Genomic DNA, 26,072 nt, shown 5'->3' on the forward strand with positions numbered 1-26,072 from the left:
CCGGACACGGGTCCGGGTGAGCCGCCAGAACGGAGTCGTCGATGTCATCAGCGCCATCAGGCCCCCTCGTCGTCGGTGTGGACAGCTCCACACAGTCCACCAAGGCCCTCGTCGTCGACGCGGCCACCGGGGAGGTCGTGGCGAGCGGCCAGGCACCCCACACGGTGAGCTCCGGAACCCTCCGGGAGAGTGACCCCGAGCAGTGGTGGGAGGCGTTCCGCGAGGCGCTGCGCCAGTGCGGCGACGCCGCGCGCGAGGCGGCCGCCGTGTCGGTGGGCGGCCAGCAGCACGGACTCGTCACTCTGGACACCCGGGGCAGGCCCGTGCGGCCCGCGCTGCTGTGGAACGACATGCGCTCCGCACCCCAGGCCCGGCGGCTGGTCGAGGACCTGGGAGGGCCCGGGGTCTGGGCCGACCGGGTGGGCAGCGTGCCCACGCCCTCGTTCACGGTGACGAAGTGGGCCTGGCTCGCCGAGCACGAGCCGGCGTCGGCCCGGGCCACGGACGCGGTGCTCCTCCCCCACGACTACCTCACGTACCGTCTCACGGGCTCCCGGACGACGGACCGCGGCGACACCTCCGGTACCGGATGGTGGGCGTCTGCCACCGAGTCGTACGACGAGGACATCCTGCGCCTGGTGGACCTGGACCCGGCGCTTCTGCCACGTGTGGTGCGATCAGGGGAGGTCGCGGGCACGGTGCACGCCGACGACGAACTGCCCTTCTCCAGGGGCACGCTGGTGGCCGCCGGCACCGGCGACAACGCCGCCGCCGCTCTCGGGCTCGGCCTGCGCCCCGGCACTCCGGTCCTCAGCCTGGGCACGTCCGGCACCGTGTACGCCGTCTCCGAACGCCGCCCCACGGATCCGACGGGTACGGTGGCCGGTTTCGCGGATGCGCACAGCGCGTGGCTGCCGCTGGCCTGCACCCTCAACTGCACCGTCGCCATCGACCGGGTGGCCGCCCTGATGGGCCTCGACCGGGAGGCCGTGGGTCCCGGCGGTTCGGTCACCGTGCTTCCCTACCTGGACGGCGAGCGCACACCGGACCTGCCGCACGCCTCAGGGATGCTGCACGGTCTGCGCCACGACACGACACCTGGGCAGGTGCTCCAAGGGGCCTACGACGGTGCCGTCCACGCCCTCCTGGGCGCTCTGGACGCCGTCCTGGACGCGGACGCCGACCGTTCCGAACCGTTGCTCCTCATCGGCGGCGGGGCCCGGGGCACGGCATGGCAGGAGACGGTACGCCGCCTCTCCGGCAGACCCGTGCAGACCCCTGAAGCCCGTGAACTCGTCGCCCTGGGTGCCGCCGCGCAGGCCGCCGGACTGCTGGCGGGCGAGGATCCGACCGCGGTGGCACGGCGCTGGGGAACAGCGCGCGGGCCGGTACTCGACGCCGTGGAACGCGACGAGGAGACCCTCTCCAGGATCACTTCCGTCCTCTCCGATGCCGTGCCGTTGCTGAGCAGGGATCATGAAGTCGGCGAGGTTCGCGGAGGATGAGGGTTTGGGATGGACGAGGTGGGTCGTGGTGCGGACGGGGTCCATGGGGCGTGACGGTACTGAGCGGGACGGTGCGGGACCCGACAGTGCGGGGCGGGGCGATGCGGGACCGGACTGTGCGGGGCGTGATGGTACGGGACCGGACTGTGCGGGGCGTGGCGGCATGAAGCAGGGTGGTACGGGGCGAGGCGGTACGGGGCGGGGTGGGCTGCCCGGTGCTCCACGAGGGCAGGGTCTGCCCGACACCCAGCAGGGGATGCGTCGCCGTAACCTGTCGCGCGTCATGCACGCCGTCGCCGCCCACGGGCCGCTCTCCCGGGCGGCGGTGGCGGCACGGATCGGTCTGACCCGTGCCGCCGTGTCCACGCTGGTGGACGAGCTGATCCGGGCCGGGCTCATGGAAGAGCTCGGCCCCGAACGCCCCTGCCGGGTGGGACGTCCGGGTTCGGCCCTCGCGGTCAGCGCGCAGGGCCCCGCGGGCATCGGAGCGGAGGTCGGCGTCGACCACCTTGCGGCATGCGTGGTCGATCTCCGCGGTGCGGTACGCGCGCGTGCGTCGCGGCGAGTCGACAACCGGGGGCGCGCCCCGGGCCCGGTGCTCGCCGATCTCGTGACGCTGGTACGGCAGGTGAGCGCTGAAGCCCAACAGGAGGGGCTGGACCCGGCGGGTCTGGCGATCGCCGTCCCGGGCCTGGTCGCAAGGGACTCGCACACAGTCGTCCGTGCGCCCAACCTCGACTGGCACGACACGGATGTCGGTGCGCTTCTCCCCGCGGAGCTGCCCCTCGTCGTGGACAACGAGGCGAATTTCGGCGCCCTCGCTGAGCTGTGGCTGACTGAGACGCCACCGGCGGACTTCCTGCATGTCTCGGCAGAGATCGGCATCGGTGCCGCGCTGGTCGTCGACGGGCGTCTGCTGCGTGGAACCCGCGGCTTCGCGGGCGAGTTGGGGCACGTTCCCGTGTGGCCGGACGGGCCGATGTGCCCCTGTGGAGGACGAGGATGTCTGGAGCAGTACGCGGGTGAGGAAGCCGTGCTGCGGGCGGCCGGCCTGACACCGGGCGCCGACCGTGTCGGGCTGCTCGCCACACGTGCCGCAGAGGGGGACCAGAACGTGCGGGTGGCTCTGCGGCAGGCCGGGGCGGCGCTGGGCATCGCCCTCACGGGTGCGGTGAATCTTCTGGATCCGCACGCGGTGGTACTAGGTGGCGCACTGTCTCGACTCGCCCCGTGGCTCCTGCCCTCGCTGCGGGCCGAGCTGGGCCGACGTATCGCTGGTCCCGGCTGCGCGGTCGTCGCCTCCCGCCTCGGGCCCGACGGGCCGCTGCTCGGGGCGGCGCATGCGGTGGTCCGGTCGGTGCTCGATGACCCGGTGGGGGTGGCGTGACGGGTGGGTTCTGTGGGTCGAGCGGCATGGGTGGGTCGAGTGGCATCAGGTAGGTCGGCTGAGGCCCGTCGTGGGCCGAGCGGGTCTGTGGGCAGAGCGGGGGTGTGGGCGGAGCGGGGGTGGGCTGCGGGAACCCCTCAGGGGCGCGCCAGGGGAGCCACGAACGCCACTGGTCTGGGCCAGTCGTGAGTTTGTGTCAGCCGAACGAGTGACCGACTTTTCCACAAGCGCCGTCCCTTCCACAGATGCGTGGCAAGCCCTTCCACCTCAGCGGATATGACCCGTACCGTAATTCGTGCGAGGCCGATCGGGCTTCGGCCCGAACCGCCCGCATGGCCGATACGAGGCGGCCGCACACAGCACAAGGATCCTGGCCGAACCCCAGGCACCGTGCCGATCAGCTGCTCCCCCCACGAGAGGCAGACCAGCCATGGATCGAGCAAGAGACCGAGCGAAGGACACCGCCGAGAACGAGGGCACCGCTGAGAACACGGCATCTGCACTCACGTCCCTGTCCGCGCTCGGCTCGAGCAGACGCCGCCTGCTCCAGGGCGCGGCACTCGCCGCAGTCCCCGCCGCGCTGCTGACCACAAGGCCACAGCCCGCTGTCGCGGAGACCCGCGCGGTCGACTACCCAGGGGCCGAATCAGTCCCGGCGAGCACCTCCAACTACACGGCCGCGAGCCGCCCCACCAGCTATCCGGTCGACTACGTGGTCATTCACGTCACGCAGGAGACGTACCTCGACACCCTCGCCATCTTCAAGAACCCGGCCAAGAAGGTCTCCGCTCACTATGTGGTCCGCTCCGCGGACGGACACATCGCGCAGTGCGTCCGCGAGCGCAACGTCGGCTGGCACGCGGGCAATTGGAGCTACAACACACGGAGCATCGGCATCGAGCACGAAGGATGGGTGGACAAACCGGAGTACTTCACCGACGAAATGTACGAGCGGTCCGCCGCCCTGACCGCGGCCATCTGCGAGAAATACAACATCCCCAAGAACCGCGAGTACATCATCGGCCACTCCGAGGTGCCGGGCGCCGATCACACCGATCCCGGTCGGTACTGGGACTGGACACGTTACATACGCATGGTCAACGTGTCCTGACAGCTCTCCGCTTTCCGATGACGGTGCAGGACGGCGTCGGGAACAGCGGCAGCCACAGCGTCAGCACCAGGAGCCGACAGCCCACGGCTGGCGCCGAATGGCGACGCCTGACCACGGTTGACGACGGCTGACCACGGCTGACGACAACTCAACATCAACCGGAGCAAGTGCGCGCACGCTTGTCGGCCATCGTTCCCGGGGTGACGATGGCAGCACCGCGTCGCCGTCCCGGGAGGCTCGACTTGACCGATTCATGGGTGGCCCTGGAACCCGGTACCGACCCTGCCGAGCGGGTGCGGACCATCCGAGTCGCGCACGAGCGGTTCACAGCGGCGGGCACCGTGGAGCGGCCCGTGCGCCCGGTGGTTGCCGAGTCCTGGCGCCGCTCGGTACGGGCACGGGTCAGCCCTGAGGACACCGGAGCCGCGGTGGAACTGACGGCCGGAGATCTGAGTGCGTACCGGGCGGAGCATCCGCTGTCCCGCGTGATGCCGTTGTTCCGTGAGCTGATGGGTGGCTTCGCCAAGGACGGGGAGCACCTGCTGGCGGTGTGCGACGCGCACGGCAGGCTGCTCTGGGTGGAAGGGCACCCGGCCACACGGATGCTGGCGGGGCGGATGAACTTCGTGGCCGGGGCACGGTGGGCGGAGTCGGCCATGGGAACGAACGCGCCCGGCACGGCGGTGGCTGTGGACCGGCCGGTGCAGGTGTTCGCGACGGAGCACTTCGTGCGCAGGGTGCAACCGTGGACGTGCGCGGCGGCGCCGGTGCACGATCCCCGGTCGGGCCGGGTCATCGGCGCCGTGGACATCACCGGAGGGGACGGTCTGGCGCATCCGCACAGCCTGGCGTTCGTCCAGGCGGTCGCGCGAGCAGCGGAGTCGCATCTCGCCCTCCTTGCGCCCCCGGTGGCGGACGACGGCGCACTGGAACTCACCGCGCTGGGGCGGGACGAGGCCATGCTCGTCGTCGGCGGCCGCAAGGTGCGGTTGAGCCGGCGGCACAGCGAGATCGTGGTGCTGCTCGCCCGGCACCCGGAGGGACTCAGCGGCGACGAGTTGTTGTGCGCGCTGTACGAGGACGAGTCGGTGACACCGGTGACGTTGCGGGCGGAGCTGGCGCGGCTGCGTCAGGTGCTCGGACCCGAGATACTGCGGTCGCGCCCCTACCGGCTGGGGGCGCCCGTCACGTCGGATGTCGTGACCGTCGAGCGCCGCCTGGGGTGCGGGGCGGTGACGGCAGCCGTGTCCGCGTACCCGGGGCCGTTGCTGCCGGGATCACAGGCGCCGGCGGTGGTGCGGTTGCGGCGGCGGCTGACGGATCAGGTGCGGGCGGCGCTCATCGCCCGGGCGGACCCGGATCTGCTGTCGGACTGGGTGCACGCGCCCTGGGGGGAGGACGATGTGGAGGTGTGGCGGGCGCTCGCGGCGGTAAGGCCTACGGCGCCCGTCGTGGCCCGGCTCCGGGCTCTGGACGACGAGCTGACGGCGGTGACCGTACCCAGAACAGGTCGACATCGCTGAGCCCGTACGGCTGTCGCACGAGGCACGGCTCCGCAACGTATATGCAACCTCCGCGTACCTAGCCTCCCGCGGAGAGCTGCCCAACGGCGGGCGGCGTGTCCGGGGAGGCAGTCAAGATGGCCCGTTACGCAGCGCCCGGTACGGAAGGCGCAGTCGTCTCCTATCAGGCCCGGTACGACCACTACATCGGCGGCGAGTACGTGGCGCCGGCGCGTGGGCAGTACTTCGAGAACCCGAGCCCGGTCAACGGACAGCCGTTCACCGAGGTCGCCCGTGGCACGGCAGAGGACGTGGAGCGTGCCCTGGACGCGGCGCACGCCGCGGCGCCCGCGTGGGGCCGTACGTCCGTGGGTGAGCGGGCGGCCATCCTGCGGCAGATAGCCGACCGGATGGAGGCCAGTCTGGAGACGCTCGCGGTGGCGGAGAGCTGGGAGAACGGCAAGCCGGTGCGGGAGACGCTGGCCGCCGACATCCCGCTGGCCATCGACCACTTCCGCTACTTCGCGGGAGTGATCCGCGCGCAGGAGGGGACGCTGAGCCAGATCGACGACGACACCGTCGCGTACCACCTGCACGAGCCGCTCGGTGTGGTGGCGCAGATCATCCCGTGGAACTTCCCGATCCTGATGGCGACATGGAAGCTGGCGCCCGCGCTCGCGGCCGGGAACGCGGTCGTCCTGAAGCCCGCCGAGCAGACGCCTGCCTCGATCCATGTCTGGCTCAGCGTGATCGGCGACCTGTTGCCGCCCGGCGTGGTCAACGTCGTGAACGGTTTCGGTGTGGAGGCGGGCAAGCCACTGGCGTCGAGCCCGCGGGTCGCGAAGGTCGCGTTCACCGGTGAGACGACCACGGGGCGGCTGATCATGCAGTACGCCTCGGAGAACATCAAGCCGGTCACGCTGGAGCTGGGCGGCAAGAGCCCGAACATCTTCTTCGACGACGTGTGGGCCGCCGACGACGACTTCCGTGACAAGGCGCTCGAGGGCTTCACCATGTTCGCCCTCAACCAGGGCGAGGTCTGCACGTGTCCGTCGCGGGCCCTGATCCAACGGGGTCACTACAGCGAGTTCCTGGAGGCGGCGATCGCCCGGACCGAGGCGATCAAGCCGGGGCACCCGCTCGACACCGACACGATGATCGGCGCCCAGGCCTCCAACGATCAACTGGAGAAGATCCTTTCGTACCTGGACATCGGCCAGCAGGAGGGTGCCAAGGTTCTGACGGGCGGCCAGCGCATCGACTACGACGGTGAGCTGGCCGGCGGCTGGTACGTGCAGCCCACGATCTTCGAGGGCAACAACAGGATGCGGATCTTCCAGGAGGAGATCTTCGGGCCGGTCGTGTCCGTGGCGTCCTTCAACGACTTCGACGACGCCATAAAGATCGCCAACGACACTCTGTACGGCCTGGGTGCCGGAGTGTGGACGCGTGACATCAACAACGCCTACCGCGCGGGTCGTGCCATCCAGGCGGGCCGCGTGTGGACGAACTGCTACCACTCGTATCCGGCGCACGCGGCGTTCGGTGGCTACAAGCAGTCCGGCATCGGCCGCGAGACGCACAAGATGATGCTGGAGCACTATCAACAGACCAAAAACCTTCTGGTGTCGTACTCGCCGCAGAAGCTCGGCTTCTTCTAAGAGCACGAGAGGAGGGCGCCTGACCTGGGCTTTGGCCATTCAGGCGCCTTCCGCTCGGCCCACTCAGCGCATAGCCCGGTTTGGCTTGCAATTTCCAGTTCCTCGCACGGCTATCCGCCATCTGACGGGCAACCTGCTCCCGGACGTTGTCCAGGAACTTGGCGTAGTGGCGGAAGAAACCGGCGGAGACTGGGAGCTGGTCCTGGAGACACTAGATGCCGTTGGGGCGACGAGGTCGGTCCATGAGCCCGAAAGGGCTTTTTGGCGACGAATCACCGAGGATGACCAATCGTCCTCGACCGGGTCCGCGCAGTGACGCCTGGGCAAGCTCTCAGCTCCCCAAGGCGTGATCAAGGCCATCCGTTGATCAGCCTTACGACACCCTTAGTCAGCGCGCTCCCGCGCTCCCGCTCAACTCCCACCGCGCATTCGGCCCGTCGTGCGCGGCGAACTCGCCCAGTCCATGCCTCTTCTTCCTCGGGAGCCCCGGATGTCTGGACTTCGCCTTCCGCCAGTTGGCCTAAGGGATGTCCCGTAAACGATCTCCGGTCGTTGTGGCGGCGGTCCTCCGGCAGGCGCCGGTCATCTTGTGCAGGCGGACGATGCCGAGCGTGACGGCTGCACGTAGGCTGCCCCTGGCTCGGCCTAGTCACTGGGACAGGCTCGCCTGGGGGTGATTTAGCTGATAGCTCGTCATCGGCCCGTAGCTGTGGGATCAGCGGCTCGCCGGGTGGGCAGAGTTCTGGGGCTGGGCGCGGCTGCGGCGGCCGTGCTGACGGGGCTGCTGTTGTCGCCTTTCGTGCTGGAGGACATCGCAGGCTCCGAGGGGGTGGACTGGAACAGGCTGGGTCAGGTAGGCGCGGCGTACGGCTTCACGTCGGCGATCGTCTCGGCCTTCGCGTTGGTCGGCGTCGCTGTTTCGCTAGTTGTTCAGAACCGCCAGGCCAGGGCGGACCAAGTCCAGGGAATCCGCAGTTTCTACCTTGAACTAGTACGCCTGGAACTTGATGACATGGCGCTCTATCAGCCCGTTTGGGGCGCCACGGACATTGCCGATCCCCATGAGCGCAAGCGGCACGTATACGCCGATCTCTTGATGAACTATGCGTGGATGGGCTTCGAGATCGGAACCATTCGCGAACCTCTCCTGCGCGACATGCTGGCGGGGATGTTCACCGGAGAGGCTGGGCGGCACTACTGGAGCAGGGCCCAGGTCTCGTGGATCGCCAGCTCGTCCGGTAGCCGTATCGGTCGTCGGTTTCTGGCCATCGTGGGTGAGGAGCACGCTCGCGCTGTCGCTGCCGGACCACCGACGCCGTCGGCCGTCGCACCTCGTCCACCTGACGTGCCCGTCACGGGAGCGGCGCCCGCATGGCGGACGTCAGTGGGCGCCCTGATCGGTCTGGGCGCCGGTTTGGCGCTGGGATCGCTCCTGCGCAGCCGCCGCTGAAGGCGGCTGTCGGCTACGGTTGGATGATCACGGTGTGGCTGGTGTGATCACGGCGTCGGAGCCGTTTGGGACAGCCCAGTTCTCCGGACTGAGCCCGCGCTGCTTCGGGAAGCTAGTGGGCGCGGTACGGAGTGAGGGGGCCGACGCGGTTGGGCGTGGACGGCCCTGGAGCCTACCCCTTGAGGACCGAGTGCTGCTGGTCACGACCTACTGCGCACCAAACTTGACTAGGCGGCAGCTGGCCCTGCTGTCGGCATCTCGAAGTCGGCGTCAGACCGGATCATCGACAACCTTGGCCGCTGCTGTCCCTACAGCCGCGGCGCTGGTTCGCCAACGACGCCGTGCTGGTCAGCTGGAGGCCGATCTGCTCGTAGTCGCGGATCGCGAGCGTGTCCTCGTCGGTCCGCCGGTCTACCGGTCCACCGATCCAGGCGAGGACGGCCTGGAGGATGCTCTCGTACGGCTCGCGGTCGAGCGGCAGCTCCGCCGTGACCAGGCCGTCGGGGTCGTACAGGACGGTGTGGCTGCTGTTGTGCATGGCGGGCCTCGCTGCTGGGGCGTCGTCGCGCGGGTGGCCTGCGGTCACCGCCGAGGGTCCTCGCTGCCCTCGTTTCCGTCCTCCTGGTCCTCGGTCCGCTGGGCGAGGAACCGGGCGAAGCCGCGGCCTGCTTGGGCTGGCAGGGTTGGGGAGGGTACGCGGTGGGCGGGCGGTTAGAGAGCGCGGCACTCTGGGGCTGGCACGGTGAAGTCGGTGTGTGAGGGCGAGGCGGCGCCCCGGGGCCGTTCGGCTGGTGGGGCTGTGGCTGCTGCCCTTCGTCGGCTACTCCGCTTCGTCGGTGGGTTCGAGCCCCGTGGGGTGGTCGTGGTCTCTGTCGGTGCGGATGGGGGCGGCGGCGTGGATGAGTTGGCGGAGCCCGCCGAAGTAGACCTGATGGTCGGCCATGGCGGGCAGGATGGCGGCTAGGTGACCGGTCAGCACCGGGAACTCCTCGGGGTCGAGCGCGGCCAACGCCCGCCGTGTCGCAGCCTGGGCGGACTTCGGGTCACGGTGGTCGACGAAGCTCGCGCTGCCCAGGGTGAGCAGGTAAAGCCGCCGGTAGCAGGTGAACGCCTCCTCGGCGGTCATGCCGGCCGCAAGAGAGTCGGCGAGCTGCGGCTCGACCAGGCGCTTCAGCAGTTGCGGGCCGAGCCAGGGCCGACTGCCGCGCAGGGCGACCAGGCCCGGATGGGCCGTCAGTAGCTCGTACAGCGCGGTGAAGCGGGTCTCGGTGGCGGTCGCCCAGTCGGTGCCTGGCGAGATCTCGGGCAGGTGGGCGGCGAGTTGGTCGGTGACCAAGTCCAGCAGACCGGCCAGGTCGGTGCAGCGGCGCTGGAGCGAGGCGACGGAGATGTCCAGCGCGGAGGCGAGGGTGCGGAAGCTGAGTGCGCCGGGACCTTGCTGATCCACCAGCCACAGGGCTGTCTCGGCGATGCGTTCGGGAGTCGCGAGGTCCAGGGAAGCGGATTGCCGTGGCATATGAGTCAGTGTACGGTACGGCGTATCGTCACGGTGGGTTTTCCTTTCCTCACGGAGGCGCCATGCCCGGCACCACGGCGCTCGACCCGCTGTTCACGTTCACCGCTGTGAACGCTGGTGCCTCCACCGACCGGCACCTGGTCAACTTTGCGGTCGGCTTCCTCGCTGCCATCCGAGTTCTCGACTTCCTCGACCGGTACCCGCCCCAACGCCGCTGGTCGCGCTGGACCGGCTGCCCGCCGCTGACTACGCCCCGGCCCGGGTGCCGACCCCGATCCTCCGCTTCGGCCCGGCGCTCAATGGCTACCGCGTCCAGCAGGACGGCCGACTGGACGCCGAGCGGTACTGGCGCGACGCCGGGGCGACCCGGCGGCCTGGCTCCGGGCCGGGATACGTCTGGCCCGATTGCCGTCTCGCTGGCCCGGCTCGGCTCCGCCTGGGGTGCCGCCGTCACCCCGGCACCGTCCGCGGCGGGGTGGTCTTCGGCGGAACCCGCGAAAGCAACGCCGGGGCCCTGGTCCACTACGACTCGATCACCCGGGAGTTCTCCGCCGGGATCTTCGACCAACAATTCGTCGCTCAGCTCGTGTGCAACGTCTGGGCGGTGGTCCCCGTCACGGGCCGGCGGGGCGACCATCGTGTGGTGGCACCACTAAGTGCCGGCCGACGAACAGCACCGCCAGCCGTACGGCTACCAGCCCCAGACCGTTGCGCACTGCCAGCGGATCAGCCTGCGGCCGGAACCCAGTGGCGGACTGCTGTTCGACCCATTCGACCCAGCCAACTTCCACGTGGTCGGGCCCTGCCCCGGTCAACGGCGGATCACCTTCACCCTCTTCCTGGCACTCACCACCACCGGCCAGCACATCGCCTGGTCCTGACCTTCTCCCAGCAGGAGCAACAACGTGCACCAGCTCACGTACGGCGACATCAAGGCAGCAACCGACCGGATCGCCGGACGCGTCCGCCCCGTCACCCTTGCCCCCGTCGACCCCGGCGCTATTCGCACCGCACACCGTGACCCCGTGGACGCCCGCGAGCCACAGGACTGCGAGGTATGGCTCGCGCTGGAGTACATGCAGCACACCGGCTCCTTCAAGGCCCGCGGCGCCCAGAACTTCATCCAGGCCCACCGCGAAACCGGCACCCTCCCGGACACGGGGGTGACCATCGCCTCCGGCGGCAACGCCGGACTGGCGTGCGCGTGGGCGGCCCAGCAACAGGGCGTGCGGGCCACGGTGTTCCTCCCGGCCACCGCCCCGGAGGTCAAGATCGCCAGGCTCCGCGGCTATGGCGCGGACGTGCGCCTGGTGGGCTCGGAGTACGCCGAAGCGCTCGGCGCCTGCGAGAACTTCGCGGCCACGACCGGTGCACTTCCCTCCCACGCCTACGATCACCCCCTGATTGCCGCCGGGGCCGGCACCCTGCTGCAAGAGATCCGCGCTCAGGTCCCGGGTCTGGACACCGTGGTGGTCGCCGTCGGCGGCGGCGGCCTGTTCGCTGGCATCGCCACCGCCGCCCAGCACCACGGCATCCGAACCGTCGCCGTGGAACCGGAGAACTGCCGCGCCCTCAACGCCGCCCTCAATGCCGGCCACCTCGTCGACGTCACCGTGGACTCCGTCGCCGCCGACTCCCTCGGCGCACGCCGCACCTCCGCCATGGCGCTGCACGCCGCCCAGCAGGAACGCGTGCGCTCCGTGCTCGTACCGGACAGCGAGATCATCCGAGCCCGCCAGGCACTGTGGGACCACCGCCGCATCGCCGTGGAGCACGGAGCGGCAACCGCACTCGCCGCCCTCACAACCGCGCCGCACCATGTGCCCGATGGCGACCTCACCACCAGTCCCACCGGGCCGTCCCACAACTACCACCCCGCCAATGGCGAGAAGGTCGCCGTCGTGCTGTGCGGAGCGAACACGGACCCAGCACAACTCACCCGGTAAGCCCCCCCCCGCCCCACTGATCCACCAGCTCGATTGGAGAAGCCCTGTTCCTGGCACGTGCCAGCCACAGGTCGCCCGGCAGATCCTGCGGCGTGGTCCTTCTCGGCTGCGCTGCATGCTGCCCTGTGTAGGGCCTGCGGTTGTGTAGGGCCTGCGGTGGACTGTCGTCGTCGGACAGGCCCGTCCGTCCCACGCGGTGGCGTGGTGGCTTCGGGACCGGTCCCGCTGTGCGGCCTGGCGGCTGTCGACCGCACGGCGGGCTTGCGTGATCAGGTTCGCCGGTGGAACCAGCCACAGCCCCTGCCCGGCTTGGAGTCGTCCTCCGGCTCCGGCGCCGCGACAGCCTGGAGGCGACCTGCTTCGGCGGCGGCCTCTCGTGGGCGATGTCGTCGGCACGGCAAGGGCCGCACGACGACGACTGGCACAGCCTAGCTGTAGTCCTTGGCCGTGATCGCCTTTCGGTAGTAGCTCTCGTACCGGCGCGGCGTAGATCCGTGAGCACGTGCCGGGTGGAGCGAGCGTTCGCCCACCTGCACTGGTTCCGTCGCCTGCGAATTCGTGGGGAGATTCGCGACGACATCCCCGAAGCTCTTCCCGCCCTCGGATGCAGCACATCTGCTGGCGGCACCTGACCTCATCGCGACATGGGCCGTATCCGGCGTTCGCACCCGGCTACGGCCGTGCCGAGCTGAATCCCGTTCCCCCGAGCCACGCGCTACTTCGACGCAGCCGGTAAACCGATGATGATGCCGGGCCAGGGCACGAGCACGGGTATCGTCCCCGCCGCCAACCCCGGTACATCCGGCGGCGGTTCAGGTGGCGGCGCGGACGGCGAGGACTAGGGCACGGGGAACGACAGCGGCCAGTGACGCATGTAGGACCGGTTCTGGTCGTGACGAAACTCGACGACCCCACGGCCGGCCCGACCTGGTGATCAACGAGCTGCACTACCGGGACATCCCGGTAGTGCTGTTCGATTCCGGCGACTTCCTCGCCACCCTGTCGCTCACGTCCACACTTAATGACGAGGGCCTGGCAAGAACGCTGACGACGCAGGCTGTGGGTGGGAAGCTATCGAGTGCAACAGCTGTGGTGCAAGGCGGGCGGTTGGGCTGGCTTCACCGTTTTGGGTCGGTGAGCGTGGCGTGGGCGGCGGCGCGTGTCAGCTCGGGGCGGCTCAATACGTCGGTGGTGTCGATGAACTGGTCGACGGCCCCGATCATCGGAAGGGCACGGACGGTGGGGTCGGTGATGCGGGTGGCCAGTGCGGCGGTGAAGCGTTCGGCGTGCAGGACCTGGAAGGGGCGGCTGTGGTAGGGCCGTGTGGCCGGGTCCACCGGGTCGGTGAGGGCGAGTTCATTGTGCAGGCCAGCGATGGCCTCGTACGCGTGGGCCAGGTGCTGTTCGCGGCTATGCCAGTCGGTGGCGGCGAGGGCGGCGGTGAAGTGCGGGGTAAGTTCGCAGGCTTGACGGGCGCGGTTGAAAGCGGAGCCAAGCCATTTGCTGTAGGGCGGATAGCGGCGGTCCATGAGCAGGCAGAGCCGCATCAGATCGCGCACCAGCCGCGCGGCGACGACGGCGGAGCCGAGTTCGTCGCCCACTTCGCCGCAGCGGCCGACGAAGGCTTCTTCCTGGGAGATTCGCTGCCACTGGCAGGCGAGCAGGTAGAGCCAGAGATCGTGGGGGTACCAGGCAAGGTTGGCGCGGGCCAGGGCGAGCTGTCCGAGCCCGTCGTGGAAGACGGCGCCGGCGGTGACCTCGGCGAGGCGCTGCGTGGGAGTGGCCAGCCAGTCCGCCAGGGTGACGTCCTTGCGCGGGTCGAAGCCCAGTTGTGCGGTGAACCACGTGGCCGGATCGGTGACGTCGACGCGGTGGTGGACGGGCCCGCCAGTCGCCTGCATGACCCCGATGCCCACGTCGCCGGTGTGGGCGAAGTGGGTCGGGTAGCCGTAGAAGGTCTTAGGCAGTCGGTCGGAGAGCAGTGCGCTGAGCCGCTCGCCGTGGCGGGCGGCGTCCTGCGGGCTCAGGAAGATCTGTAGACGGGGACCCCACTCGTGGTCCGCGGAGCGAGCGGTGTCGAATCCGAGGACTTCCGAGCCGCTGCCGAGACGGGCGGCGGAGTGCGCCGCCCCTGGGACTGCTTCGTCCAGCAGGGGGCGTACGGCTTCGAGGTAGAAGCGGCGGGAGAGCTCCAGGCCGGGAATGAAGACGGGCGTGGTCATGCCGGGGAGGGTGCCGGATCAACGTGTGGTTGGTCGAGGGGTTTTCCTTGCCTGGCAGGTCAGCGCTCAGCCGGGTCATCAGGTCGCAGTTGACGGCGCATGCGGCCTGCGGTTCCTCGGTCCGTTCGTACAGCTGGAGTCGTAGGTTGACGGCTTGTTGTTTCAGGGCGGTGATGCGGAGCTCGAGCTGCTCGATGTCGTCCGGGGGCGCCGAGCCCGGACTCGCGCCAGGCTTGCTCACCGAGGAGCTGGGAGAGTTTCTTATCCAGTCGCTTCATGCGGGCGCGCGTCCAGCCGGGGAGCGTTGTCAGCTGTTGGGGTCGGCCAGCAGGGAGGCCCGGATGGTGGCCGGTCCGCCGCCGGGTCCGGCGGTGGGTTGGGCTGCGACGGTGTGGAGGTCGGCAAGCAGGTCGCGGTGGAACATGGCGCCATTGCACTGATCAAACGTGCGGCCCAACATCGGGCTGCGACGCCAAGGCACGGGCAGCGATCCTCAGTTGCGCTATCCACGTCCCTTCGTCGAGCCCCAGCCTGTGCTTGATGCAGCACGCGCACGGAGGGAGCAGTGCCCGAAAAGCTCGTTCCTCCTCGGTCTCGACCTTCAAATCCGACCACTCGTCCGATGCCATCTCGCCGAGCCCCGCCTCTCCGGCGGCGAAACGTGCAGCCAGCCTGCGCAGCGCGAATCGCAGGGCCAGGTGGCGGTCGGGCAAGGCAATCCCTGCTTCGGCAACAGCCTGCTCGAACGCGTCGCGGATGTCCCGGGGATCCGCGTGACGCGGCAGGCCGGTGAGCTCACGCAAGGCCGGTGTATCCATTCCCGCTGCGAGTGCCTGAGCAGCGGCCATAGGGAGGTCTTCCGGAGACACCTGCGATCGAGGAAGAAGGTTCGCTGCTCGGCGATCTGTGCCAGCGTGGCGGCTGTGTACGGCACAGTGTTGGAAGGCGGGGCGTCCGGGTCGGCCCACAGCAGCCCCGCGCACTTATCCAGTTCTCGGTTGTAGGGTCGGCCGCACCAGGTGTGCACGAGGAAGAGAAAGCCGATACGTGCTGGGCCGTCGTTGCGGCGGTGGACAACATGCACGAACTCGAGATCTGCGTGCGTGATGTGGACGCCGACCTCTTCGGCGGACTCGCGAACCGCTCCTTGCAGCACGGGTTCTCCATCCTCGAGATGTCCCCTGAGCGGGCACAGCAGGCCGTCTGCGTAGCCGGTGTTGGCGCGTTCCATGAGCAGGATGCGGCCGTCGGCTCTGTGCAGCAGGACGTAACGTCCACGATGCTGCGGTAGCGGTTGGGCATGGGCGCTCTCCGGGCTCGTGGGCTCGTGGTGGACGGGGTGCGTCAGCCGGTGGGGTTCGGTGGTGTGGTGGGGTGCGGCACCATGGGGAGCCGTGGCGCGTACTGGGCGGCTTGGGAGCGGAACATGGCCGCGTAGCGGCCGTCGGCGGTGATGAGCTGGTCGTGGGTGCCGGATTCGGCGAGGCGGCCTTGGTGGAGGACGTGGATGGTGTCGGCGTGGCGGACGCCGGACATGCGGTGGGTGACCAGGACGACAGCGCGCTCGGGTCCGGCGAGTTCGCGGATGCGGTCGAAGGCTTCGATCTCGGCTTCCGGGTCGAGCGCGGAGGTCGGTTCGTCGACGATGAGGAGGCCGTGGGAGGGGGAGGTCTGCGTGCGCCAGTGGGCGCGGGCCAAACCAACTTTCTGCCATTCGCCGCCGCTGATCTCGGATGCGCCGCGGAACATGCGGGCCAGTAGCGTCTGAGAGCCGTGCGGGAGCTTGTCGATGACCGGTGTGGCTGCGGCGTAGTCGAGGCAGTCGCGTAGTTGCTGCGTGGTGGGTTGCTGGTGGGGGCGTCCGAGCTGGACGTTCATGGCGGCGGTGACCGGCCACCGCTGGAAGTCCTGGGTGAGCAGCGTGACGCGTTCGAACACCGCGAAGCGATTCAGGTCGGACAAGGGAGCGTCTCCCCAGTACACGTGACCGGTGTGGGGCAGCAGCAGTCCGGACAGGACCTTCATCAGCGTGGACTTGCCCGAGCCGTTCTCCCCGACGATCGCGGTGACCGAGCCCAGCGGGATATTCAGGGACACGCCGTCCAGGGCGGGTTCGTCCCGGTCGGGGTAGCGGTAGCTGATCTTCTCCAGTCGGACCGTGGCAACGTGAGACGGAACTTCGTGCCCGCCCTGGGGGATGGCGTGGTGAGCGGCTTGGACGAGGAAACGCTCGTGGTCGCGGACGTAGAGGCTCTCCTCGTGCAGCTGGTTGACGTGCATCACCAGTGCGCCGAGGCTGGCTGACCCCGAGCGCACCGCGATCACCGCGGTGCCGGCGACCGCCAGCTCCATGCGGCCGGACATGATCAGCCAGATCATGGCCGCGTAGGTGGCGGCCATCGCCAGGCCCGACAGGGCTGCGGCTACCAGCTCGGTGATGGCTTTGCCATCGGCCAGGCGCCGCTGCTCGGCTTCGGCGCTCTCGGCCATGCGCCGGTAGCGGTCCAGGAGGAAGGACCCGACACGGTGCAGGCGGACCTCCTGTGCGGCGCTGCGTTCGGTGAGGAGGTCGCCGATCAGGCGGCTGGCGCGCAGGTGTTCCACCCAGGTCATCACCGACGCGTACCGCTCCTGGGCCACCCGCATCGCGCCCCACCCCCGGGGCGCTGCGATGAGCAGCAGCAGGGGCAGCAGGACGGGGTGCAGGACGGCCAGGACGCCGGCGGTGGCGATCAGGCTGATACTGCCGTTCAGCGCAGCCACGCAGGCGCCGATCATCCGGCGGGCCGCGGTGGCGCCTTGCTGGGCGACGTCGATCAGGCGGCGGAAGTCGGGGTCTTCGATGGCTTCCAGCTCCACCGCGGCGGCCGCTTTGAGATATTCGGTGGTGGCCACGCGTTCCACCAGGGGTTCCAGGCGTCCGGCCCGGGAGGTGGACCAACCCGCGAACCCCGCCCGGGCGATGGCGACCGCGGCGACCGCGGCCAGAGCGGGCAGCGCAGCGCGCAGCCGCTGCTGCGGGTCTCCTGCTCCGAGCAGGGCGTGCATGACCGCGTTGACAGCGAGCAGGCTCACCGCGGCTGTGATCCCCTGCCCCACCTCGCTGATTCCCACGCCGAGCAGCGAGGAGCGGTCCGCCCGCCAGGCGCGGCGCAGCGTGGCCAGTACCAGCTGCGGCATCGCCCTGATCGCGGTGACCATCGTCAGGTCGAATCGTGCCCGATCGTGCTCGGACCAGCCCATGTCGTAGCGCAAGGGCCCGCCAAACAGCTGCTCCTCGGCCTCGGACACCTGCGGTTCTGGGCTGCGTACGCCGTGCAGATAGCGCCTCACTCGGTACCCTCCGGGGTCAGGGCGGGCCAGTTCAGGGCAAGAAGCGAAGGTTCTTCGACCAGCATGCGGAAGACGGCCGCGATGTAGGTGTGGTAGCCGTGGAGGGGCGTTCTGTATCCATCGCCAGCGAGCTGGTGTGTCGGGGCAGCTCAGCGCGTAAGCCTGCCCGGTTTATGGCCGGGCGTCTCGGCTCCGGTGGTGCCGTGACAGACCGTATGGTCCCTCCATGCACAACCGAACTGTACTGAGGTCGGGCTGTGTTCGCGCCGTAGCCCGGCGGGTTGGGTGTGAGTTGCCGTGCCGACTCGGCGGGTGGGACATCGTGCCGCTCACGCACCTTGCTCCTCTTCGCGCTCCAAGTGTTCGCCATCGGTGTCATCGCCCACCTTGTGTCTGTGCGGCCGCGACTGATCATGATCCCGCCTGTCGTGCGCTACTAACAATCGGTCGACACCGACGGGTACTGGGGGCATCGCCCAACTACGGGGCGGTGCCGGCGATTATCGGGGGTGAAGTGCGGCCCGGCTCCGGGGGGGGTGAGCGTGCTCATGTGCTGGTGTTGGGGGGGCGGCAGGGCGGTCGGAGGATTCCGTCCCGGTAGCGGGTGTGGTGCTTCTCGTCGAGGTGCGGCTCTCCTCGTGGGCTGGGGTGGCGTAGCGCACCGGGTGGCAGCTGATGAGGAAATCTTGGTTGCCCGTGCTGCTGTCCGAGCGCGCATGGAGAGGCTGGCCTTCGGTCAGCGGCCGGTCAGTGGAGCAGGATCTTTCGTCACCACAGCGTGGGGTTCTCCTCCGGCTGGGGGGCGCCGGGCAGCGTGGGGTACTGCGGCGACCAGCTCCCAGGTGACGTAGTGGGTGGCCATGGTGAGCAGGAGCTGGGCTGTGGCGTAGGCGTCGAACGCGGCGCGGTGGCGCTAATGGGGTGCGGCGGACAGGTCCGGCTTGACGTGGTCGATCAGGGCGTCGAGGAAGCGGTGGCGCAGGTTGGGGTAGATGGTCTTGACCAGGCGGAGTGTGTCGAGGACTCCGGCGGGCTGCCATCGTGGCAAGTGCCTGGACAGCATGCCGTAGTCCACGTGCGCGTAGTGGGCGCAGATGCAGGTGGTGCCCAAGAACACGTGGTCGGTTTCGGTCCTCTCCTCCTAGCAGCTCCGCTTCGCCGGGTGATCGTTGGACAGGCTGTGGATCTTGTTCGTCGCGAAGGCCGTCACGGGGTGGTGCGGTCTGGTCAGCCACCAGCCTGCTGTGCTTGTGTCCGCTCGTCCGTCGCGCACGGGAGCACGGCGAACTCGACCAAGTCGGGCGGGTTGCCCCCGTTGCCTTCGACGTCGACGACGAGCAGTGGGGGCCAGGTGGTGAAGTGCACGGTGCGGGTGTTCCGTTCTGTGCTGCCGGGCCGAGGGGGCCCGGCCGTGCTGGCGGTAGAGGCGCGATTTTGTCCGATCGTTGCTTTGGTAGGCGAAGAGCTGGTGGAGGTACTCGCGGGATCGTTCGTCCAGGCCTCCGACGATGATGGCGCGTTCGGTGGTGTCGCTGGGACCCGTCGCGCCCAGTGACCGCGCCCGAGTTTCGACTTCTGCTGCATCGGGGGTGGTCCGCGCCGAGCGACACAGCAAAACCGCGTGGAATCGGGCCAGCCCCTCACAACCACCGCTGCCCCGCACTGGCGTGTGGTCAAAGCGGTGACAGTGGGGCACGTCCGCCTGCTTGCCGGTGATCACTTCGTCCACTTCGGCGAGGAGCCCTCAGTTGCGCGGCACGGCCTCGACGGGCTTTTACTTCCCGACCTCACCAGCTACCACGACGGGCCGAAGTCTCCCCTCCGGTCGCCCAAAAACTCGTCCGTGTGATGCTCCGCGACCAGGGTGCCTGGTGCCAGCTGGAGGTCGGTGACGTATTCACCCGTGCACCGTCGAGTGGGATCAGTACATGTACGTAGGCAGCGACTGGCCCTGCGCGGACGTCGTGGCGCGTACCAGGGAACTCGACCTCTTCCCGGAACCGCTGATGGCCGCACCCCAAGCGGCCGAGTTCGACGAAGCGGAAGCGACGGAGCCAGCCGACGAGCACTTCTGGATACGCGTGCACACCGCGCGAGGCCGGGCAAGGTCTGTAGAAACGGCTTGTCTCCAGATCGGATGTCAACCACGATCACCTACGACGACCAGAGAGGGCCATGCCGTCTGGGCGCCCCGCTTCGCTCCGCACCGATGGCGCGTCGCCGCACCGCAGTGCCCGATGGCCGTGACCGACCGCCCCCCCAGGAAAGCCAACCCGTGCAGCAGACCGCACTCGTTCCCTACGCCCACCTCCCTCAAGCGCACCATGATCGCCACGTCCTGACCAGTACCATCGACGTTTACGGCGCCGCCCACTGGTTGCTTGCCGAACGCGCTCCGCAACCCGGCGCCGACGTCCTGCCCTTTGACGCACTTGTCGTTTCCGTCGATCCGGGCGGCAACGTCGAACTCAGCGAACTGAACGCCGTGCGTGCCCGCTGGCCGCACCTGGACCGCCTGCCTGACCGCGGGTTCGTCATCACCGCGTCTCGCGCCCGTCGGCACGAGGACACGCACCAGGTCCAGATCTTCGACGCGCTCGGCCGCGAGACCTCGTCTTTCACCGTCGGAGACGCCATCGAGCACCTGCTCGTGGACGAGACCGGCCAGATCTGGGTCGGGCACTTCGACGAGAACCCGATCGGGATCCACCGCTGGAGCTCCACAGGTCGGCACACCTGGACGTCAGACGCCACCGACATCCCCGGTCTCTTCGACTGCTACGCCCTGAACGTGTCGGGCACCACCGCCTGGGCGTGCCCCTACACGGACTTTCCGCTCGTCGAGATACGCCCCGACCGCACCGATCGGCCGGTGAGGGTATGGGCAAACCGCGTACGAGGCGCCAAAGCGGTGGCAGTCCACGGTAAGCAGGTCGCCTTCTACGGTGGCTACGGCGAGCAGCGGGACCGACTCGCCCACGGAAGGATCAGTGAAACATCCGTCGAGCCAACGGACGTCGGCCTGCTCACCCTGCCCGGTGGCCCTGCCACCGGCCGCCGGCGGGTTGTCGGCCGAGGAAGCAGGATCTACGTCCAGGCCGAACCGTTCACCACTTGGGGCGTGTTCGACCTCAGCTGCTGATGCCCCTTCCGACCTCGCAGGGAGCAACCTGCCGCCGTCCTTCGTCCACCGGATCACTGAGTACGACTCGGCAGACTGTGACGAAAACGGCCCGCTGGGTCGCCTACGCCCGACGTGCTCGGGCGGAGTACCTCACCGCCCGAGCCGGTGATGCGGAGCCATCGCCACAACCAGCACGCCGTCGATGCGGAACGGCGCCGCGGCCGCGAGGCAGCCATCGACGCCTCACTCGTCCCACCGCCCCGCCTGGGCGACGACCTGCGGCGGCACTCGCTGTTCGCACTGCCCGACGTTCGCACTGCCCGACACCGACGCTGACGGCGAGTCCGTTCCCGGACCGGTACAGGAAGGACCGCAGTAACTAGCAACTAGAAAACGCTGCCGCTCCGGCCCTGCCCCGGTCCGCGACCGGCTGGCAGCACTGGTGCCGCACCCGCAACCTGTTCGTCCCGGCCCCTGCGATGGACCGGGCCGCGTTCCGTCTTCTGAACAGCGGAAGCAGAAGCTGCACAACCTGCGCCGCTCAGTTCCTTGCCCTCGAATTCCTCGCCAGCGCATTGCCGTTCGCGGCCGACGGCTACCAGTCGAGATGGCGGTTCTGGCCGTACGGGAGGCGGACAGTCTGCTGGCCACGGCGCTGCGCTACGCACGCTTCCTTCAGCGGGGCGGCTACCCCGTTTCACCCCACGTGCGGGCCATGACAGGTACTTGAGCGCTCTGGCCGACGTCGTCGACGCCGCCCAACAACATCCTGCGGTCACGACCGTGACCGTGACCGTGATCCGGCGCGACGGCCAGGCCCTGCTCCGCCAGGAGAGCCGGGGGCGGCAGGCGGCCTGGGCGCTCGCCGCGGAACGGACGCGGCCATATACCGCGCAGGAGGCTGTCGCGTTCCTGCGCCTCCGCCAGGCGCTGTGCCGCGCACTTCCGCAGCACCGGCAGAAGCGGGAGGAGATTGCCGCCCTCGCACGACCGCTTATGCCCGCGCAGGTACAGCAGGCCCGCATCGACTGGCCGCACCCGCACCCCTGGCCCCTGCCGGTACAGCGTCTGCCCTTGGGCTACGGCTCCCTGAGCTCCTTCAGCCAGGCCGCGTAGACGGTGACGATCCGCTCGGCCTCCTCGAGGTCGGCGGTCGCCAGCTGCGCCTGGTCGGCGAGCGCGGCCTGACGGCCAGCGGTCAACTCCTCGATCCGCTCATCGTCGGGTACCGGCGCCCCGCGTTCGGCGGCGATCTGGGTGCTGTACCAGGCCACCACGTCCCGGACGATGTCTGCCGCCTCCTGCTCCGCGCCGCCTTCCAGGTAAGAGAAGTCCGAGCTGTCGGGCATGGCTACCGCCTCTTCAGGTTGATCTTTCCAGGAAACGGTCATCGTCTCCCCGGCCCCATCCGGCGGCACCGTACCCGGACGCGCCGCATCCGCGTACACGACACCTTCGCACCGTCCGGTGCCCGGGGAAAGCTGCCCCAAGGGGCCGCCGTACGGCATAGGTTGGCCTGGGGTGTTCAGCAAAATTGTGCGTGAGACGTGGCAGGCCGGGATCTGCGGGCCCTATTCAGCACGAACGACCGGAACTTGGAGGCCGCGAAGGCGTTCACCAACCGGCAGTCACAGTGGGAGCTGGCCGCGGCCGCGCTGGCGCGCATATGCGGCGGATCACCAACCCTACGCCGGGGTTCGATGTCGAAGACCTGGGATGCCCGCGCCACAGCGTCCTGGTGTTCCACGGGGTCGGCGGGATCGGCGGGATCAGCGAGACGACCCTGTCCCACACGCTGTAGGCCGCGCTCACCGGCGCCGGCCAGCGGCCCGCGCAGCGGGGCGAGCCCGCCCGGCCCCGGGAGCAGATCCTGCCCGTACGCATCGACCTCGCCCGCTCCGCGGACGTCTGCCCCGGCCCTGCGCCTGAGCGAGCGGCCCTTCGTCCGGTACAACCCGTTCGAGTGAGCGGCGCCCGCCTGGAACACTGGGGCTACGCCAGCAACGGTGGGCGTCAAGTGAAGACCATCGTCGTCGCTCAGTGCGCACGGAAGTCTTCGGACGGACGCTATGGTGCCGACCACGGCCAGAAGGTTGGCGTCATCACTGCCTTCTGCAAGCACATGAACAAGTGCCTCAACTGGGTAAACGAGTGACGAAGATGGATAGAGAGACCGCAGAACAGCAGGCTGACATCACTCGTCTGCTGCTCCACCACTTTCAGGCGCCTCTCACCGGCACGTTGTATGTCCGAGGCGTCTTGCCCGTCCCTGCTCCTCCTGAAGCCATCCGTATCGTCACAGGGCCAGCGGACGCCTACATTTCAGGACATTTGACGGCCTATGAGATCCCTTTGCGAACAAACGACGCCGTCGTCACGGCGTACGACATCACCGGGATACTGCGCACGCTGAACGCCAGCACGCACACCTACTCGAGCGATCATGTCGGCAGATTGATGGGCATGTCCCTGATCCAGGTGGACCCCATCTCTGTCGAGGCAGCATCGCCTACGGCAGACGACAATGCGTTCACCATCCTGCGCACCCTCGTGCACCCCTTCACCGGAGAGCACACGGACCCGCGGCTGCGCGGATTCCTCTTCCTGGATCAGGACCGACTGCGGCTCTACCTAGACACCGAGGACCGCACGGGCGTGATCGCGGCAGACGTGCGGCCCTCTGGCGCCGTCACTGCGCTTCTCTCGGCACTTCCCTCGTTGATCACCGAGGAGGAACGCATGTCCGAGGACAGCACAGATCCCCATTGCACCCACGTGCTGGACCTCACCAGCTGGTGAGAGGCCGATAGACCCGCTACCGCGGACCGCCCGCCGCAGCACGCACATGGTCGGGAACGAGTCGCGCTCCGGGCGCAGCGGGTCCTGTACGAGCACGGGCAGAGCCCTCGCCACTCCGGGGCACTCGGCATCGAAGGTTCTGGGGCAGCGCGTCCCGGTACATCCCAGACCCTCACCCCCTCCCCCGGGAACCCAGAAGGCGTTCGAGGCGCCGGTCAGCTTGTGGCAGGCGGTCAGCCGGTCAACCACCGCGCGCGCAGTCGCCTCGGTGGCTGCCTCCACGGTGATCCGGGCCAGACCAGGCTGTGTCAGATGGGCGGGACGGTACGTCACTGGAGAACTGCGTCAAATCACCGCTTTCCTCTTCGTCTTCCGGCAGTGACTACAGCAACGGCTCCGCAGATGGCTCCAGCGATTCCACAGGCGAGAATTAGAGCGAGACCCATCGTCAGCCTTGCGCTGAGACATGGCCTTTCAGCTATGTGCTGCGAACACTACGGTAAGCATTAGGTGCGGTCATTCCATAGGTGGGTGACCAGCCCGTGACGCCCCCCCCGAAGCGCAGCCGCCTATGGCGCCGATGTCGCACTGAACACCATAAGTTATGGGCAGAGACCAAGGCCCTGCGAGACCCGCAGGGCCCAGCATGCTTCGGTCTTAACGGTGCTTGAACTGCTTGTATCGGATGACTGCTATCCCGGCTCCGGGTGCCAGGAGGATGAGTGGTGCGATGAGTGACACTCCGAGCGATCCGCCGGTGAGGTAAGAGATGAAGAACCACAACAGGTAGAGGACTAGCAGAACAATGAACAGTTGGGTCATCGCACGACGAAGACCTGGACGTTCCGAGGGCTCGTGCATCATTCATCATCCTGTTCTGGGACAGCCGCCGTTCGACCGCTGCCCCAGTGTTGGCACCAGCAGCAACACTGCCTGCGGTAGACAGGAAGCCAGTCTCCGGTCCCGTAGCGCCCTCGCAAGCGGCGCCTACGACGAAGCCGGGTGCGGCGGCCGAGAGCGTCATAGGTGTACGTGGTGGGCTTGAGCGGGGTGGGTGGGGTCGCCTTGAGCAGATTGTCCTAGATCGCTGATCTGGATGGTGCACAGCTATGAATAACGAAGGAACTGACACCATGGTCGTAGCCGGCTTACCTTTCGCCCTTCCCGGTCGCTTCTGGCGGGGCAACCTCCATACCCACTCCGACGAATCCGATGGAGCCCTGTCCCCCGCGGAGACGGCCCGGCGCTACCGGGAGGCCGGGTACGACTTCCTTTCCCTGACCGACCACTTCCGGGCCGAGTACGGCTTCCCGCTGACCGACACCCGGTCGCTGCGCAGTCCCGGCTTCACCACCCTGCTGGGTGCCGAGCTGCACGCGCCGCGAACCGAGGCCGGTCCGTCGTGGCACATCGTTGCCGTCGGGCTGCCGCTCGGCTTCGCACCGCCCGAACCCGGCGAAAGCGGACCCCAGCTGGCCCGCCGGGCCCGGGCGGCAGGCGCCTACATCGGCATGGCCCACCCGGCCGCCTCCCTGCTCAGCATCGCGGACGCCGAAAGCCTGGACGCCGCTCACGCGGTGGAGGTCCACAACTCGCTGGCCGGCCGCGAACACCGAGGCGACAGCTGGCATCTGACCGACGTCCTGCTCAACCGCGGACACCGGCTGCACGCGTACGCCGCGGACGACGCGCATTTCCAGCCCCAGGACCCGCCGGGCTGCACCGCCTGGGTCCAGGTACGGGCAGAGTCCCTCGACCCGGCAGAGCTGCTGGCGGCCCTCAAAGCCGGGCACTACTACTCCAGTACCGGCCCCGAACTGCACGACATCCAACTGCACGGCGACCAGCTCACGGTGCAGTGCTCGCCCGCCGTCAAGGTGCTGGTCACCGGGGGCGCACCGGGCGCCCAGGTACGGCAGGGCCACGACCTGACGCACTGCACCCTGCCCGTGGCGATGTTCCGCCGCAGCTACTGCCGGATCACGGTCGAAGATGCCGCCGGCGGCCGTGCCTGGAGCAACCCGATCGCCCTGGGCCCCCTCCGCGCCCGCCCGCGGCCAGCCCTGCTTCGACCGTATATCTCGAACTGATCCGAAGGAGTGCTTCGGAAGAACGTTGACGTGTACTAAGAGCTGTCCTCCGAATGATCTTCGAGTCGCCTCGGGTGAGATGGGCCGCCGTGCGGCCCGCTTGTCCAGCCGGTGCCGGGCGAGGTTGCGCTTCCGGGCGACGCCGAGCATGGCATGGTGGACGCCGAGACTTGTGGTGCTCCGCTTGGCAGACCGGAAGTTGGGGGCTGGCTGGGTTGTCGGGGGGGAGGGATGACGAGTCCAGTGGCGAATCGCTTGCGGGGCCGGAGCGCGAGCAAGTGGTCGAGGAGACTTTTTGCCGATGAATCGAACAGCCCGATCCGTAGTCATCGCTGCCACTCTCACGCTGGCTGCGGCCCGCACTCGCGAACTTTGCCCAGTCCCTGGCCACCTCATGAACCACCGACTGAGCATCTCACACGCTCT

General features: G+C 68.7%; 19 protein-coding genes and 2 pseudogenes. 13 read left to right on the plus strand and 8 right to left on the minus strand.

What is annotated here, in order from left to right:
• Positions 1 to 41 precede the first annotated feature (41 nt).
• From xylB to ACH4DX_RS06735, 7 genes and pseudogenes are all read left to right on the plus strand, one after another.
• Positions 42 to 1,505, plus strand: a complete 1,464-nt coding sequence (gene xylB / locus ACH4DX_RS06705) for a xylulokinase (protein ID WP_398154271.1) — start codon at positions 42 to 44, stop codon at positions 1,503 to 1,505.
• A 256-nt stretch (positions 1,506 to 1,761) separates the two neighbouring features.
• Complete coding sequence (locus ACH4DX_RS06710; RefSeq protein ID WP_398154272.1) at positions 1,762 to 2,892, plus strand: ROK family protein; 1,131 nt, start codon at positions 1,762 to 1,764, stop codon at positions 2,890 to 2,892.
• 430 nt (positions 2,893 to 3,322) lie between these two features.
• Complete coding sequence (locus ACH4DX_RS06715) at positions 3,323 to 4,003, plus strand: N-acetylmuramoyl-L-alanine amidase (RefSeq protein WP_398154273.1); 681 nt, start codon at positions 3,323 to 3,325, stop codon at positions 4,001 to 4,003.
• A gap of 242 nt (positions 4,004 to 4,245) precedes the next feature.
• The gene (locus ACH4DX_RS06720; RefSeq protein WP_398154274.1) at positions 4,246 to 5,526 is read left to right on the plus strand and encodes a GAF domain-containing protein; all 1,281 of its coding nucleotides are present in this window, start codon (positions 4,246 to 4,248) and stop codon (positions 5,524 to 5,526) included.
• A gap of 116 nt (positions 5,527 to 5,642) precedes the next feature.
• Entirely contained in the window at positions 5,643 to 7,166 is a 1,524-nt protein-coding gene (locus ACH4DX_RS06725; protein ID WP_398154275.1) for an aldehyde dehydrogenase family protein, read from the plus strand.
• 730 nt (positions 7,167 to 7,896) lie between these two features.
• The gene (locus tag ACH4DX_RS06730; protein ID WP_398154276.1) at positions 7,897 to 8,616 is read left to right on the plus strand and encodes a DUF6082 family protein; all 720 of its coding nucleotides are present in this window, start codon (positions 7,897 to 7,899) and stop codon (positions 8,614 to 8,616) included.
• A gap of 34 nt (positions 8,617 to 8,650) precedes the next feature.
• A pseudogene (locus ACH4DX_RS06735) lies at positions 8,651 to 8,966 on the plus strand (IS5/IS1182 family transposase); the annotation flags it as partial.
• 470 nt (positions 8,967 to 9,436) lie between these two features.
• Here ACH4DX_RS06735 and ACH4DX_RS06740 read toward each other — a convergent pair.
• A complete protein-coding gene (locus ACH4DX_RS06740) occupies positions 9,437 to 10,132 on the minus strand; it encodes a TetR/AcrR family transcriptional regulator C-terminal domain-containing protein (RefSeq protein WP_398154277.1) in 696 nt (231 codons plus the stop codon).
• A gap of 656 nt (positions 10,133 to 10,788) precedes the next feature.
• On the opposite strand from ACH4DX_RS06740, the gene ACH4DX_RS06745 reads away from it, so the two are divergent.
• Together ACH4DX_RS06745 and ACH4DX_RS06750 are read left to right on the plus strand one after the other, a co-directional pair.
• Positions 10,789 to 11,013, plus strand: coding sequence for a hypothetical protein (locus ACH4DX_RS06745; RefSeq protein ID WP_398154278.1), 225 nt, complete (start codon positions 10,789 to 10,791; stop codon positions 11,011 to 11,013).
• Between the two features lie 24 nt (positions 11,014 to 11,037).
• Positions 11,038 to 12,078, plus strand: coding sequence for a threonine/serine dehydratase (locus tag ACH4DX_RS06750; protein WP_398154279.1), 1,041 nt, complete (start codon positions 11,038 to 11,040; stop codon positions 12,076 to 12,078).
• A gap of 1,118 nt (positions 12,079 to 13,196) precedes the next feature.
• Here ACH4DX_RS06750 and ACH4DX_RS06755 read toward each other — a convergent pair.
• The 6 genes and pseudogenes from ACH4DX_RS06755 to ACH4DX_RS06780 all read right to left on the minus strand — a co-directional run bounded on the left by ACH4DX_RS06755 (position 13,197) and on the right by ACH4DX_RS06780 (position 18,998).
• Entirely contained in the window at positions 13,197 to 14,300 is a 1,104-nt protein-coding gene (locus tag ACH4DX_RS06755; RefSeq protein ID WP_398154280.1) for a DUF4037 domain-containing protein, read from the minus strand.
• A gap of 440 nt (positions 14,301 to 14,740) precedes the next feature.
• On the minus strand, positions 14,741 to 15,103 hold the full coding sequence (locus ACH4DX_RS06760; RefSeq protein WP_398154779.1) for a hypothetical protein: 363 nt from the start codon (positions 15,101 to 15,103) through the stop codon (positions 14,741 to 14,743).
• Between the two features lie 209 nt (positions 15,104 to 15,312).
• Positions 15,313 to 15,531: pseudogene (locus ACH4DX_RS06765) on the minus strand (NUDIX domain-containing protein); the annotation flags it as partial.
• 113 nt (positions 15,532 to 15,644) lie between these two features.
• A complete protein-coding gene (locus ACH4DX_RS06770; RefSeq protein ID WP_398154281.1) occupies positions 15,645 to 17,633 on the minus strand; it encodes an ATP-binding cassette domain-containing protein in 1,989 nt (662 codons plus the stop codon).
• 913 nt (positions 17,634 to 18,546) lie between these two features.
• Positions 18,547 to 18,750, minus strand: a complete 204-nt coding sequence (locus ACH4DX_RS06775) for a hypothetical protein (protein WP_398154282.1) — start codon at positions 18,748 to 18,750, stop codon at positions 18,547 to 18,549.
• Positions 18,751 to 18,860: 110 nt separating this feature from the next.
• The gene (locus tag ACH4DX_RS06780) at positions 18,861 to 18,998 is read right to left on the minus strand and encodes a hypothetical protein (RefSeq protein ID WP_398114081.1); all 138 of its coding nucleotides are present in this window, start codon (positions 18,996 to 18,998) and stop codon (positions 18,861 to 18,863) included.
• Between the two features lie 910 nt (positions 18,999 to 19,908).
• Here ACH4DX_RS06780 and ACH4DX_RS06785 point away from each other — a divergent pair.
• Together ACH4DX_RS06785 and ACH4DX_RS06790 are read left to right on the plus strand one after the other, a co-directional pair.
• The gene (locus tag ACH4DX_RS06785; RefSeq protein WP_398114083.1) at positions 19,909 to 20,775 is read left to right on the plus strand and encodes a hypothetical protein; all 867 of its coding nucleotides are present in this window, start codon (positions 19,909 to 19,911) and stop codon (positions 20,773 to 20,775) included.
• 708 nt (positions 20,776 to 21,483) lie between these two features.
• Positions 21,484 to 21,873: a hypothetical protein gene (locus ACH4DX_RS06790; RefSeq protein ID WP_398154283.1), complete on the plus strand. Its 390-nt coding sequence runs from the start codon at positions 21,484 to 21,486 to the stop codon at positions 21,871 to 21,873.
• Here the strand turns inward: ACH4DX_RS06790 and ACH4DX_RS06795 are convergent.
• On the minus strand, positions 21,837 to 22,106 hold the full coding sequence (locus ACH4DX_RS06795; protein ID WP_398154284.1) for a hypothetical protein: 270 nt from the start codon (positions 22,104 to 22,106) through the stop codon (positions 21,837 to 21,839). The two genes, ACH4DX_RS06790 and ACH4DX_RS06795, sit on opposite strands and share 37 nt — an antisense overlap.
• Positions 22,107 to 22,908: 802 nt before the next feature.
• On the opposite strand from ACH4DX_RS06795, the gene ACH4DX_RS06800 reads away from it, so the two are divergent.
• Complete coding sequence (locus ACH4DX_RS06800; RefSeq protein WP_398154285.1) at positions 22,909 to 23,556, plus strand: hypothetical protein; 648 nt, start codon at positions 22,909 to 22,911, stop codon at positions 23,554 to 23,556.
• Positions 23,557 to 24,689: 1,133 nt separating this feature from the next.
• The gene (locus tag ACH4DX_RS06805; protein WP_398154286.1) at positions 24,690 to 25,646 is read left to right on the plus strand and encodes a CehA/McbA family metallohydrolase; all 957 of its coding nucleotides are present in this window, start codon (positions 24,690 to 24,692) and stop codon (positions 25,644 to 25,646) included.
• Positions 25,647 to 26,072: the final 426 nt, after the last annotated feature.

Origin of the sequence: Streptomyces sp. NPDC017940, from assembly GCF_044328435.1 — a bacterium.
GTDB lineage: Bacteria > Actinomycetota > Actinomycetes > Streptomycetales > Streptomycetaceae > Streptomyces.

Coding starts and splice junctions, on each gene's coding strand:
- ACH4DX_RS06805 (WP_398154286.1), top strand. CDS start 24,690: ATGGTCGTAGCCGGCTTACCTTTCGCCCTTCCCGGTCGCTTCTGGCGG.
- ACH4DX_RS06740 (WP_398154277.1), bottom strand. CDS start 10,132: ATGCCACGGCAATCCGCTTCCCTGGACCTCGCGACTCCCGAACGCATC.
- ACH4DX_RS06755 (WP_398154280.1), bottom strand. CDS start 14,300: ATGACCACGCCCGTCTTCATTCCCGGCCTGGAGCTCTCCCGCCGCTTC.
- xylB (WP_398154271.1), top strand. CDS start 42: ATGTCATCAGCGCCATCAGGCCCCCTCGTCGTCGGTGTGGACAGCTCC.
- ACH4DX_RS06710 (WP_398154272.1), top strand. CDS start 1,762: ATGCGTCGCCGTAACCTGTCGCGCGTCATGCACGCCGTCGCCGCCCAC.
- ACH4DX_RS06795 (WP_398154284.1), bottom strand. CDS start 22,106: ATGCCCGACAGCTCGGACTTCTCTTACCTGGAAGGCGGCGCGGAGCAG.
- ACH4DX_RS06725 (WP_398154275.1), top strand. CDS start 5,643: ATGGCCCGTTACGCAGCGCCCGGTACGGAAGGCGCAGTCGTCTCCTAT.
- ACH4DX_RS06715 (WP_398154273.1), top strand. CDS start 3,323: ATGGATCGAGCAAGAGACCGAGCGAAGGACACCGCCGAGAACGAGGGC.